The organism is Rhodobacter sp. SGA-6-6, from assembly GCF_011043545.1.
Lineage (GTDB): Bacteria > Pseudomonadota > Alphaproteobacteria > Rhodobacterales > Rhodobacteraceae > Pseudogemmobacter.
In genome coordinates this window covers 308,745-321,307 of sequence record NZ_JAAKGP010000004.1, presented here as the reverse complement: position 1 = coordinate 321,307, position 12,563 = coordinate 308,745, and the positions used below count along the sequence as shown (strand labels likewise).

The 12,563-nt window shown below is 67.8% G+C and carries 12 protein-coding genes; 11 read left to right on the top strand and 1 reads right to left on the bottom strand.

The features are described 5' to 3' along the window. The first annotated feature begins 59 nt into the window (after positions 1 to 59). Positions 60 to 1,175: a branched-chain amino acid ABC transporter substrate-binding protein gene (locus tag G5B31_RS10495; RefSeq protein ID WP_165017042.1), complete on the top strand. Its 1,116-nt coding sequence runs from the start codon at positions 60 to 62 to the stop codon at positions 1,173 to 1,175. Between the two features lie 76 nt (positions 1,176 to 1,251). Here the strand turns inward: G5B31_RS10495 and G5B31_RS10490 are convergent, their stop codons facing one another. Continuing rightward, on the bottom strand, positions 1,252 to 2,127 hold the full coding sequence (locus G5B31_RS10490; protein ID WP_165017039.1) for a LysR family transcriptional regulator: 876 nt from the start codon (positions 2,125 to 2,127) through the stop codon (positions 1,252 to 1,254). Positions 2,128 to 2,274: 147 nt separating this feature from the next. On the opposite strand from G5B31_RS10490, the gene G5B31_RS10485 reads away from it, so the two are divergent. The 10 genes from G5B31_RS10485 to G5B31_RS10440 all read left to right on the top strand — a co-directional run bounded on the left by G5B31_RS10485 (position 2,275) and on the right by G5B31_RS10440 (position 12,554). Then, positions 2,275 to 3,783 carry an ABC transporter substrate-binding protein gene (locus tag G5B31_RS10485; protein ID WP_165017036.1) on the top strand — a complete coding sequence of 503 codons (1,509 nt, stop codon included), beginning with the start codon at positions 2,275 to 2,277 and terminating at the stop codon, positions 3,781 to 3,783. Between the two features lie 78 nt (positions 3,784 to 3,861). Beyond that, on the top strand, positions 3,862 to 4,797 hold the full coding sequence (locus G5B31_RS10480; protein WP_165017033.1) for an ABC transporter permease: 936 nt from the start codon (positions 3,862 to 3,864) through the stop codon (positions 4,795 to 4,797). A gap of 9 nt (positions 4,798 to 4,806) precedes the next feature. Next, positions 4,807 to 5,622, top strand: coding sequence for an ABC transporter permease (locus G5B31_RS10475; protein WP_205911875.1), 816 nt, complete (start codon positions 4,807 to 4,809; stop codon positions 5,620 to 5,622). Between the two features lie 3 nt (positions 5,623 to 5,625). After that, positions 5,626 to 6,621 carry an ABC transporter ATP-binding protein gene (locus G5B31_RS10470; protein WP_165017027.1) on the top strand — a complete coding sequence of 332 codons (996 nt, stop codon included), beginning with the start codon at positions 5,626 to 5,628 and terminating at the stop codon, positions 6,619 to 6,621. After that, positions 6,608 to 7,570, top strand: coding sequence for an ABC transporter ATP-binding protein (locus G5B31_RS10465; protein WP_165017025.1), 963 nt, complete (start codon positions 6,608 to 6,610; stop codon positions 7,568 to 7,570). The genes G5B31_RS10470 and G5B31_RS10465 overlap by 14 nt, the downstream gene beginning before the upstream one ends. Positions 7,571 to 7,596: 26 nt before the next feature. Further along, a complete protein-coding gene (locus tag G5B31_RS10460) occupies positions 7,597 to 8,526 on the top strand; it encodes a serine hydrolase (RefSeq protein ID WP_165017022.1) in 930 nt (309 codons plus the stop codon). Positions 8,527 to 8,596: 70 nt separating this feature from the next. Next, complete coding sequence (locus tag G5B31_RS10455; protein ID WP_346763902.1) at positions 8,597 to 9,070, top strand: pyridoxamine 5'-phosphate oxidase family protein; 474 nt, start codon at positions 8,597 to 8,599, stop codon at positions 9,068 to 9,070. A gap of 399 nt (positions 9,071 to 9,469) precedes the next feature. Further along, the gene (locus G5B31_RS10450) at positions 9,470 to 10,471 is read left to right on the top strand and encodes an ABC transporter substrate-binding protein (RefSeq protein WP_165017019.1); all 1,002 of its coding nucleotides are present in this window, start codon (positions 9,470 to 9,472) and stop codon (positions 10,469 to 10,471) included. A 159-nt stretch (positions 10,472 to 10,630) separates the two neighbouring features. Next, positions 10,631 to 11,518 (top strand): proline/glycine betaine ABC transporter permease, encoded by an 888-nt coding sequence (locus G5B31_RS10445; RefSeq protein ID WP_165017016.1) that lies wholly within the window; start codon positions 10,631 to 10,633, stop codon positions 11,516 to 11,518. Beyond that, positions 11,511 to 12,554, top strand: coding sequence for a glycine betaine/L-proline ABC transporter ATP-binding protein (locus G5B31_RS10440; RefSeq protein WP_165017013.1), 1,044 nt, complete (start codon positions 11,511 to 11,513; stop codon positions 12,552 to 12,554). Before G5B31_RS10445 ends, G5B31_RS10440 begins: the two co-directional genes overlap by 8 nt. The last annotated feature ends 9 nt before the right edge of the window (positions 12,555 to 12,563 follow it).

Here is a 12,563-nt window from a genome sequence, read left to right as displayed (position 1 = left end):
GGCGGACCACCTGCGGCTGACAGACGACGAAGGGTTCCGCGCAAACAGGGAGTTTTCCAATGAAGAAATCCGTCCTTTCGGCCCTTGCCCTTGCGGCCTCGATGGGGCTTGCGGGCACCGCCTGGGCCGATGTCATCTTCGCCGTGGGCGCGCCGCTGACCGGCCCCAACGCCGCCTTCGGCGCGCAGATCCAGAAGGGCGCCGAAAAGGCCATCGCCGACATCAACGCCGCCGGCGGCATGAACGGCGAGCAGATCACCATCGTCCTCGGCGACGACCAGTCCGACCCGAAACAGGGCGTCTCGGTCGCCAACAAGTTCGTGGCCGACGGCGTCAGCGTGGTGATCGGCCACTTCAACTCGGGCGTGTCGATCCCGGCCTCGGAAGTCTATGCCGAGAACGGCATCCTGGAGATGTCCCCGGCGGCGACCAACCCGGTCTATACCGAGCGCGGGCTGTGGAACACCTTCCGCACCTGCGGCCGCGACGACCAGCAGGGCGATGTCGCCGGCGCCTATATCGCCGAGCATTTCAAGGACGCCAAGATCGCCGTGGTCCATGACAAGACCCCCTACGGCCAGGGCCTTGCCGACCTGACCAAGGCGGCGATGAACGCCGGCGGCGTGACCGAGGTGATGTATGAAGGCATCAACGCCGGCGACAAGGACTTCTCGGCGCTGATCGCCAAGATGAAGGAAGCCGGCGTGACGCTGGTCTACTACGGCGGCCTGCACACCGAGGCCGGCCTGCTGATCCGCCAGATGGCCGACCAGGGGCTGACCGCGCCGCTGATGTCGGGCGACGGCATCGTGTCGAACGAACTGGCCGCCATCGCCGGCGATGCGGTCGCGGGCACGATGAACACCTTCGCCCCCGATCCGCGCCTGCGCCCCGAGGCCCAGGCCCTGGTCGAGACCTTCCGCGCCGAGGGCTTCGAGCCCGAGGCCTACACGCTCTACTCCTACGCCGCGGTGCAGGCCGTGGCTGCGGCTGCGGCGGCGGCCGGGTCGAACGACACCATGGCGATCGCCGAGTCGCTGAAGGCCAACGGCCCGTTCCAGACCGTTCTGGGCGAGCTGTCGTTCAACGAGAAGGGCGACATCACCCGCCCGGACTACATCATGTATGAGTGGAAACAGGGCGAAGACGGCAAATACAGCTACTTCGCCAAGTAACCGCTGACCGGGCCTGCCCGGTAAAGAACGGCGCAGCGCATCCCCGGGGTGCGCTGCGCTTTCCTTTTCACCGGCCTCAGCCCGCGGTCCCTTCCAGGAAGGCAGTCAGCAGGTCCTGCACCGGCGCCCGCATCGGTTCGTTGCGGCGGTGGAAGGCGATGATCGAGACCTCGGGCATGTCCTTTATCGGGCGCGAGACCAGCCCCCGCATCCCGTAGTCGCGCGCCGTCATCGCATCGACGATCCCGACGCCGCCGCAGGCCCGCACCATGCTGCAGACATTGGCGCAGAAGGGCACGGCGCAGGCGGGTTCGTAGCTCAGCCCCTGGGAAAGGAAGGCGGCGCGGATGGTGCTGCCCATCGGCGACCAGTCGGGGTTGTAGCAGACCAGCGGATGCGCGGCGATCATCGCGCAGGTCAGCACCGTTGCCTGCGCCAGCGGATGCTCCTCGGGCAGGATGGCGACCAGCGGGATCCGCCCCACCGCATGGGCCTGGAATTCCGCCTTGGGCGGCAGCGCCATCTGCAGGCCGATGTCGGCCTCGCCGTTGCGCAGGTCGTCCTCGGGGGAATGGACCCGCAGGACGATGCGCTTCTGCCAGTTCTGGTATCCGGCGCGGATCAGGATCGGGCCGATGAAGCTTTCCACCAGCGCCGGCGTGGCCGAGATCGCCACCGGCTTTTCCGCAAGGTCGCGCAGGCTGGGAAGCTTGGCGCGCACATGGGAATGGGTGCTGAAGATCGGCAGCGCCATGGCGAAAAGCTCGTTCGCCTCGCGCGTCGGTTCCAGCCGGTTGCCGGTGCGGTGGAACAGCGAGATGCCCAGCCGGCTTTCCAGCCTCTTGAGCTGCCCGCTGACCCCGGGCTGCGAGATCCCCAGCAGCCGCGCGGTCTCGGTGGTCGTGCCGACCCGCATCAGCGTGCCGAAAAGTTCCATGTCGCGAAGGTTCATCATCAACCTGCTGATAGTGGGCCGCATATTTATTATTATTCTGCCGTCTCCCGGCTGTCTAACATGATTTCCGCAACCCGAGTCGGCCGCGCAGCCTGCATCGGGACCCCAAGGAATGCGCCCCACAACAGGTTAAGGAGAACCTCCATGATCCCCCGACTGAACATGAAAGCGCTGCTGCTGGCCTCGGCCCTTGCGATGACCGGCCTTGCCGCCCCGGCCGATACCCTGCGCGTGGCCATGGGTTTCGACCCGCTCAGCCTCGACCCCATCGCCTCCAGCGACAACGGCTCGATCTGGACCCAGCTTCTGATCTTCGACACGCTGATCCGCCCCGACCGCACCGGCGAGGGGCTGGAGCCGGGGCTGGCCGAAAGCTGGACCGTCTCGGAGGACGGGCTGACGCTGACCTTCAAGCTGCGCGAGGCGAAGTTCTCGGACGGCACCCCGGTCACCGCCGAGGACGTGAAGTTTTCCATCGAGCGCGCGGCCTCCGAAGCCTCGGGCTGGGGCCGCTTCTACCGTCCGATCACCGGCTTCGAGATCGTCAGCGACCATGAGATCGTGATGACGCTGGCCGAGCCCTTCACCCCGGCCTTCAACAACCTGGCGCTGTTCGCCGCCGCCATCCTGCCCAAGGCGCAGGTCGAGGCGAAGGGCGATGCCTTTTTCGACGCGCCGGTCGGATCGGGCCCCTTCATGCTGAAATCCTGGACCCGCGGGTCGCGGATCGAGCTGGCGAAGAACCCGCATTACTGGCAGGAGGGCAAGCCCCACGTCGACGAGGCGGTGCTGGAGGTGGTGACCGAGCCCTCGGCCCGGGTGATCAAGCTGGAGGCGGGCGAGGTCGACATCGCGCTGGACCCGCCGCTGAACCAGCTGAAGGAACTGGACGCCAAGGACGGCATCACCGTCGGCCAGACCATCCCCTACCGCGCCGATTTCGTGCAGCTGAACACCAAGCGGAAGCCCTTCGACGATGAAAGGGTGCGGCAGGCGCTGAACCTTGCCATCGACAAGGACGCGCTGGTGCAGGGCGTGCTTTACGGCGCCGGCAAGCCGGCGGCCTCGGCCATGCCGGTGATGGCCTATGCCGACCCGAACCTGGCGCTCTATGCCTACGATCCCGACCGGGCGAAGGAACTGCTGGCCGAGGCCGGCTATGCCGACGGCTTCGAGGCCGAGCTTCTGGTCGATTCCGGCGCCGCCACCAGCCGCAACGCCGCCATCGCGCTGCAGGCCATGCTGCAGCAGGTGGGGGTGACGGTGAAGGTGCAGATGCTGGAAGGCGGCACCCAGTGGGAGACCACCAAGTCCGGCAGCTACGACATGTCGGTCTCCTACACCACCTCGGACACCATCGACCCGGACCAGATCATCGGCTTCGTCGCGGTCAATCCCGAACGCGCCAACGCCTACCACACCGAATGGCACAGCGACCGGCTGAACGAGCTTTATGCCGAAGAGCGCAAGACCCTGAACGGGCCCGAGCGCGGCGCGATGTTCCAGGAGATGGTGCAGATCCTGCACGACGAGGCGCCCTACATCTTCCTCTACCACCCGGCCTCGGCCTGGGCGGCGAAGGACGACGTGCAGGGCTTCGAGGTGCTGCCGACCTCGAACTTCCGGCTTGAGGAAGTGTCGCTGGCGGACTGAGTCCACGCATCCTGCCATGCCCCGTCCCGCAGAGGGGCGGGGCTTTTATTGCCCCAAGACCGTTGCCCCCGAGAGCCCATGTTCCTCGCCATCCTCAAGCGCCTGCTGATGCTGGTTCCCGTGCTGATCGGGATCACGCTGCTCAGCTTCCTCCTGTTGCAGATCATGCCCGGCGACCCGGCGTCGCGGGCCATGGGCACCCGCGCCAGCGCCGAGGAACTGGAGGCGATGCGCCAGCTCTGGGGCCTCGACAGGCCGATCTGGGTGCAATACCTGTATTTCCTGCGCGATTGCGTCACCGGCAGCTTCGGCGTCTCGATCTTCCACAAGCAGCCGATCATCGCGCTGGTCGCGGCGCGGCTGCCCTATACGCTGGCCATCGTCGCCTATTCCACGGTGATCGCGCTGGCGATCGCGCTGCCCTTCGCCATCTTCGCCGCCGCCCGCCGCGGCCGGCTGGCCGATGTGGCGATCCGGCAGGTCTTCGTGGTGCTGATCGCCATGCCGCCGTTCTGGCTGTGCTACGTGCTGATCCTGTTCCTCGCGCTCGGCATGGGCTGGTTCCCCACCGGCGGAGTGGGGGAAGGCTTCCTCGCCAACCTGCACCGGCTGTTCCTGCCCTCGCTGGTGGTGGGCCTGTCCACCGCCGCGCTGATCCAGCAAAGCCTGCGCGCCGCGCTGATCGACACGATGCAGGCCGACTACATCGACACCGCCCGCGCCAAGGGCCTGCGGGGGCGCGAGATCTTCCTGCGCCATGTGCTGCCGAACAGCCTGATCTCGACCATCTCGATCATCGGCGTCCGGGTCAGCTGGATCATCGGCGGCACCGTGGTGGTGGAGAAGATCTTCTCGGTCCCCGGCCTCGGCAGCCTGCTGATCGACGCCATCGTCTCGCGCGATTTGCCGGTGATCCGCGGGCTGACCGTGTTCTTCGCCGTCATGGTGGTGATCGTGAACCTGATCACCGACATCTGCTATGCGCTGGCCGATCCGCGCGTCCGGCTGGAGTAGGCGATGCGGATGCTGAGGAACCTTTTGCGCAGCCCCGCCGGGGCCATCGGCCTGGCGATGATGGCGATCACCGCCGCCGCCACCGTGCTGACGCCGCTCTTGTCGCCCTACGATCCCTTCGCGCTGGACTTCGCCAATGCGATGCAGCCGCCCTCGGCGCTGCACTGGTTCGGCACCGACAACTTCGGCCGCGACATCTTCACCCGGGTGCTGGCGGGGGCGGTCTACGACCTGCGGCTGGCGCTGGTCTGCGTCTTCGGCCCGATGGCCATCGGCGTGCTGGTCGGCCTTGCCGCCGGATATTCCGGCGGACGGATCGACGCGCTGCTGATGCGGCTGACCGACATCGTCTGGGCCTTCCCCTTCTATGTGCTGGTTCTGGCCATCGTCGGCGTGTTGGGACCCAGCGAGACCAACCTCTACATCGCCTTCTTCATCGTGAACTGGATCGGCTACGCCCGGATCGTGCGCGGCGAGACGCTGCTGATCTCGCGCCTCGAATTCATCGAGGCGGCGCGGGTGCTGCGCTTCGGCCGGCTGCGGGTGATGCTGCGCCACATCCTGCCCAATGCGGTGACGCCGGCGCTGGTCTATTCGATGTCGGACGTGGTGCTGACGGTGCAGGCCGTCGCCGCCATGTCCTTCTTCGGCCTGGGGGTGCAGCCGCCGGCGCCGGAATGGGGCCTGCTGATCGTCGAGAGCATAGATTTCATGCGCGAGGCGCCCTGGATGACCATCTTCCCCGGGCTGGCCATCGTCTGGATCGGCATCGCCTTCGCGCTTCTGGGCGAGGGCCTGTCCACCGCGCTGAAGCCGAAGGGGTAAGCCATGAGCCTTCTCAGCATCCGCGACCTGCGCACCGAATTCCAGAGCCCCTCGGGCATCGCCCGGGCGGTGGACGGCGTCAGCTTCGACGTCGAGCCGGGCGAGATCTTCGGCATCGTCGGCGAAAGCGGCTGCGGCAAGTCCGCCACCTGCCGGTCGATCCTGCGGCTGTTCGGCGGCGCCGCGGCCCGCATCGCCGGCGGGCAGATCCTGCTCGATGGCGTCGGCGACCTGGCCGCGATGCCCGAGCGTCAGCTGGCGCAGGTCCGCGGCCGCGACGCCGCCTTCATCTTCCAGGACCCGCTGACCGCGCTGAACCCGACGATGAAGGTGGGCAAGCAGATCGCCGAGGTGATCCTGCGCCACCGCAAGGTCGGCCGGGCCGAGGCGCGGGCGGCGGCGCTGCAGCTGCTGCGCGACGTGCAGGTCACCTCGCCCGAGCGGCGGCTGGAGGCCTACCCGCACGAGCTGTCGGGCGGGCTGCGGCAGCGGGTGGTGATCGCCATGGCGCTGGCGCTGCGGCCGCGGCTGATCATCGCCGACGAGCCGACCACCGCGCTGGACGTGACGGTGCAGGACCAGATCCTGCGGCTGTTGAAGGAACGCCGCGACAGCCTTGGCACCTCGATCATCCTGATCACCCACGACCTGGGGGTGGTGTCGCAGATCTGCGACCGGATGGCGGTGATGTATGCCGGCCGCCTGGTCGAGACCGGCCGGGTGCGCGAGGTGCTGGACGCGCCCTCGCATCCCTACACCCGCGCTCTGCTGGCGGCGCTGCCGGGGCAGGTCGGCCGCGACCGCGCGCTGACCCCGATCGAGGGCGCGCCGCCCAGCCTCATCGCGCCGCCGCCCGGCTGCCGCTTCGCGCCCCGCTGCGCCCATGCCGTGGCCCGCTGCACCCTGGGCGACCCGCCGCCGCTGGCGCCCCGCGCCGGCGCCGCCCCCGGCCATCTGGACGCCTGCATCCTGGACGAGGTTTCCGATGCCGCAGCTTGAGTTCCGCCAGGTCGAGCGCCGCTTCCCGGTCAAGCGCGACCTCGGCGACGTGCTGGCCCGCCGCGGCCGGGTCTGGCTGCACGCGGTGCGCGGGGTGGACCTGGCCGTCCGCCGCGGCGAAATCCTCGGCATCGTCGGCGAAAGCGGCTGCGGCAAAAGCACGCTGGCGCGGATCGGCGTCGGCCTGCAGCCCGCCGACGGCGGCGCAGTGCTGTTCGACGGCCGGCCGCTGGACGGGCCGGACCGCGCCGGGCGGTTGCAGATGGTGTTCCAGGACCCCTATTCCTCGCTGAACCCGCGGATGACCATCGGCGCGCAGCTGGCCGAGGTGGTGGCGCATTACCAGCCGCAGCTGTCCCGCGCCGCGCGCGGCGCCCGGGTGCAGGAGATCCTGGCGGAGGTCGGGCTGGTGCCGGAGACGGCGCTGAAGTTCCCCCATGCGCTGTCGGGCGGCCAGCGCCAGCGCGTCTCCATCGCCCGGGCGCTGTGCCCCGGCCCGGAAATCCTTGTTGCCGACGAGCCGGTCTCGGCGCTGGATGCCTCGGTGCAGGCGCAGATCATCAACTTGCTGAAGCGGCTGAACCGCGACAAGGGGCTGACCATCGTCTTCATCTCGCACGACATGAACGTGGTGCGCTATCTCTGCGACCGGGTGGCGGTGATGTATCTGGGCGAGATCGTCGAGTTGCAGGACAGCGCCGCGCTGTTCGCCGCCGCCGCCCATCCCTACACCCGGGCGCTGATCGCCGCGGTGCCGGACGTGCGGCGGTCGCAGCCGATGGCCGAGCCGATCTCGGGCGAGATTCCCGATCCCTTCGCCGTGCTGCCCGGCTGCCGCTTCGCGCCGCGCTGCCCGCTGGCCGAAGCCGCCTGCCAGGCGCCGCAGCCGATGCGGGTGCTGGGGCAGGACGGCCTCGTCCGCTGCTGGAAGGCCGTCCCGGCCGCCTGATGTTCCCCTCCAAGAAAGCCTTTCCCATGTTCTTCAGACCAGACGCCGACTGGACCGCCCGCTGCGAGGGCCTTGCCGGAGAGCTGCTCGACCGCTACGCCGGCAAGGGCCTGCGGCCCGACAATTTCGGCTTCGTCGCCCTGCGCGAGAACGGGCCCGGCGTGCAGCCCGACGGCTTCGCCTACCGCGGCGACTGGCGCTGCTACCCGTGCAGCCTGGTGAAGGCCTTCCACCTGGTCCATGTGCTGCACGCCATCGAGACCGGCCACTTGGCCGACCATGAAGAACTGTCGCGGGCGATACGCGACATGATCCTGTGGTCGTCGAACACCGCCACCAACTATGTGATCGACCTGATCACCGGCACCACCGGCGACACGCTGCTGTCGGGCGCAGAATTCGACGAATGGCGCGGGAAGCGCGAGGCGCTGAACCGCTTCTTCACCGGCGGGACTTGGGCGGCATTCGCGCCGGATTTCGCGCAGTGCAACATCTCGCAGAAGCTGATGGACGACGCCCGCTATGGCCGCGAGGCGCAATATGCCGGGGCCGCGGGCGAATACCTGAACGCGCTGACGCCGCTGGCTTCGGCCCGGCTGTTCTTCGAGATCTTCGCCGGCGAGGTGCCGCTGTCCGATGCCGCCCGCCGCCGGGCGCAGGACATCCTCTTGCGCGACCGCGCCAGCGCCGAGGCGAAGCTGCCGCATTTCCAGGTGGACACCTTCCTGGGCGGCGGCGTTCCCGCTGCGGCGACGCTGTGGAGCAAGGCCGGCCAGAACTCCTGGACCGGGGCGGAGCGCGCCTCCTACTACAAGCACGACCTGATCCGGGTGGCGCTGCCCGGGCGCGCGCCGGTGATCCTGTGCCTGATGACCCAGGGCAAGGACATCTGCGAGGATCACCCCGGGGTCTTCCCCGAGATCGGCCGGCTGTTCTGCGACCGGCTGCTGGCCTGACCGCCGGCCGGAACCTTTCCCGCCTTCCGTTCGTTGCACCACGACACCGCCAACAGGATCGGAGCGCGACGTGACCGAGGATCGCAGGAACGAGTTTTGGGACCGGCTGGAAGATGTCCGGGCCGGGATGCTGGAAATCGACGGCGCCTTTCTGCCGATGTCCCACAACGTGGAGCCGGAGGACGGCAACCTCTGGTTCATCACCGCCCGCGGCACCCCGATGGCCGCGGCGGCCGGCAAGGGCGCGGCGACCCGTTACGTCGTCAGCGACAGCGGCACCGGGCTTCATGCCGAGATACGGGGCCGGCTGGAGGTCTCGCAGGACCGGCAGAAGCTGGACGAGGTCTGGAACGCCGTGGCCTCCAGCTGGTTCGAGGAGGGCAAGGACGATCCCGACCTGGTGCTGATCCGCATGACTCCCGCCTCGGCCGAGGTCTGGCTGGGGCCGGAAAGCGGCATCGGCTTCCTGTTCAAGCTGGCGAAGGCCAAGGTGACGGGCGACAAGCCGGACTATGGCGAGCAGTTCTCGCTGAGCTTCGGCTGACCATCCGTCGCATTCCCGGAAGGCAGAAACCCGGCTGGTCCGTCCAGCCGGGTTTTCCGCTTGCCCCGCATTCCGATGGGTTGCGGCATTATGGACCATGTCGCAAAATCCCTGGTTATGTCGCTTTGCGGCCGCGGGCAGGGGTGGTTTTCCGTTGATCTTCCGCGGCGGACGTTCCACGATCCGGAAGCAGGGTGCCGCGTTTCGACATGAGCGAAGACAGGGACAGCACGGCAGATCCGCAGGCGTGCGCCGTGCCCGCAACAGCGGCTTTCCCTTCGCTTCCTGTCCTTGCGGCCCCGGGGCGGAATGGCCTGCCAGATCCTTGTCCGCCACAGCCCGCCGGCAGAAGCGGTGTCGCCGCCGGGTTCACCTACAAACCGTAATCGGGAGATATCCATGAAAAAATCTGCTGTTACCGTTCTTCTGTCGCTGGGCTTCGGCTTCGGCGCCACCGCCGCGATGGCGCAGGACTGCGGCGATGTCACCATCGCCAGCATGAACTGGCAAAGTGCCGAGGTGCTGGCCGCGCTGGACGCCTTCATCCTGAAGGAAGGCTATGGCTGCAACACCAACGTGATCACCGGCGACACCGTGCCGACCATCACCTCGATGGTGGAAACCGGCGCCCCCGATGTCGCGCCGGAAGGCTGGGTCGACCTGGTGCCCGAGGTGATCTCGCGCGGGACCTCCGAAGGCCGGCTGGTCGTCGGCGCCACGGCGCTGTCGGACGGCGCGGTGCAGGGCTGGTGGATTCCGAAATACCTCGCCGACGCCAACCCCGACCTGAAGACCATCGACGACGTGCTGAAGCGCCCGGACCTGTTCCCGGATGCCGAGGACCCGTCGAAGGGCGCGGTGCACAACGGCCCGGCCGGCTGGGGCGGCACCGTGGTGACCGCGCAGCTGTTCAAGGCCTATGGCGCCGAGGAAGCGGGCTTCAAGCTGATCGACACCGGCTCGGCCGCCGGTCTGGACGGCTCGATCGCCCGCGCCTATGAGAACCAGCAGGGCTGGGTCGGCTACTATTGGGCGCCGACCGCGCTTCTGGGCAAATACGAGATGGTCAAGCTGGGCCATGGCGTCGAGTTCAACGAGGAAGAGTGGAAGCGCTGCAACTCGGTGGCCGAATGCCCCGATCCGCAGAAGAACGACTGGCCGGGCGACACCGTGCAGACGCTGATGACCTCGGCCTTCGCCGAGCGGGCGCCGGCCGAGGTGAAGGCCTATCTCGACACCCGGTCCTGGTCGAACGCCACCGTCAACGCGCTGATGGCCTGGATGACCGACAACCAGGCCGCTGGCGAGGATGGCGCGCGCTATTTCCTGCAGAACAACGAGGAAATCTGGACCCAGTGGGTGACGCCCGAAGCCGCCGAGAAGATCAAGTCGGCGCTTTGATCCGATAATCCGTCCGGCGGCCCGCAAGCCGCCGGACATTCTTTTTCCCGGGCCGCCGGCGATGCAGGCGGCCCGGACACGGTTTCTGTGCCATGCCGCAGCGGGGGGTGCCTTTGCGGCCGGGGCGGGGCACAGGCAAGCACAGCTGGGGGGCGCAAGATGAGTTGGTTCACAGAATTTCCGCATATGAGCGACGAGGCGTTGCGCGACCTTCGCAAGGTCATCGACGACGGCTTCCGCGAGTTCACCCGGGCCTGGGGCGGCACCTTCGAGACGATGTTCGAGCCGCTGCGGCAGTTCCTGATCCAGTCCGAGCGGCTGATGCTGGCCACGCCCTGGCCGGTGATGCTGGCCGTTGTCGGCGCCATCGCCTGGTTCGCCAGCCGCAGCTGGAAGATCGTCATCGGCTCGATCCTGACGCTGCTGATCATCGGCTATTTCGACATGTGGGAAGACACGATGCGCACCGTGTCGATGATCTTCGTCTGCACGGTGGTGGCCATCGCGCTCGGCATCCCGATCGGCATCCTGATGGCGCGGTCGAACCGGATGCAGAGCGTGATGAACCCGATCCTCGACGTGATGCAGACGATGCCCTCCTTCGTCTACCTGATCCCGGTGGTGATGCTTCTGGGCATCGGCCGGGTGCCCGGGGTGATCGCGGTGGTGATCTACGCCATCCCGCCGATGATCCGGCTGACCAACCTCGGCATCCGGTTGGTGGACAAGGACGTGCTGGAGGCGGCGGATGCCTTCGGCTCCTCCTCTTGGCAGAAGCTGAAGAACGTGCAGATGCCGCTGGCGCTGCCGACGATCATGGCCGGGATCAACCAGACCATCATGATGGCGCTGGCGATGGTGGTGATCGCCTCGATGATCGGGGTGCAGGGCCTGGGCCAGCCGGTGCTGCGCGCGATCAACAACCAGTATTTTACCATGGGCATGTTCAACGGCCTCGCCATCGTGGGCATCGCCATCATCTTCGACCGGGTGAGCCAGGCCTACGGCCGCCGCCTGCAAAAGCATCTGGAGATCGTCCATGGCTGATCCGGCAATTAACGAATACGGCATCGAGATCCGCCGCCTCTACAAGGTCTTCGGCCCGAAGGCGGCCGAGCTGGTGCCGCTGGTCGAAGGCGGCATGTCCAAGACCGAGCTGAACGAGAAGCACGGCCATGTCCTGGGCCTGCGCGACATCAACATCTCGATGCCGGCGGGCTGCATCCAGGTGATCATGGGGCTGTCCGGGTCCGGCAAGTCCACGCTGATCCGCCACATCAACCGGCTGATCGACCCGACCTCGGGCGAGGTGGTGGTCGGCGGCGAGGATGTGGTGAAGATGACCCCCGACCAGTTGCGCGAATTCCGCCGCCACAAGACGGCGATGGTGTTCCAGAAGTTCGCGCTGCTGCCGCACCGCAACGTGCTGGAGAACACCGTCTACGGACTGGAGGTCCAGGGCGTGCCGCGGGCGAAGCAGGTCGAGACCGCGGCCCACTGGCTGGAGCGGGTGGGGCTGAAGGGCTTCGAGCAGAAATACCCCAACCAGCTGTCGGGCGGGATGCAGCAGCGGGTGGGCCTTGCCCGTGCGCTGACCAACGACGCGCCGATCCTGTTGATGGACGAGGCCTTCTCGGCGCTGGACCCGCTGATCCGCATGGACATGCAGACGATCCTGCTGGACCTGCAGAAGGACATCCGCAAGACCATCGTCTTCATCACCCACGACCTGGACGAGGCCCTGCGCCTCGGCGACCAGATCGCCATCCTGCGCGACGGCGAGATGGTGCAGCAGGGCACCGGACAGGACATCGTGATGCGCCCGGCCGACGACTACATCTCCAGCTTCGTGGAGCATGTGAACCGCGGCAAGGTGATCCGGGTCGAGACGCTGATGGCGAAGGGCCCGGCGGACGCCGCCCTGCCGCAGCTGCCCGCCGGCACGCTGCTGGACGAGGCGGCGCGGCGCATCATCGCCTCGGGGCAGGAGCGGTTCGCGGTGGTGGACGGCGAGGGCCGCCCGCTGGGCACCATCGACATGGCGACGATCAACCGCGGCATGTTCGCCTCCGACGCCGCTTAGGTCGGGCCG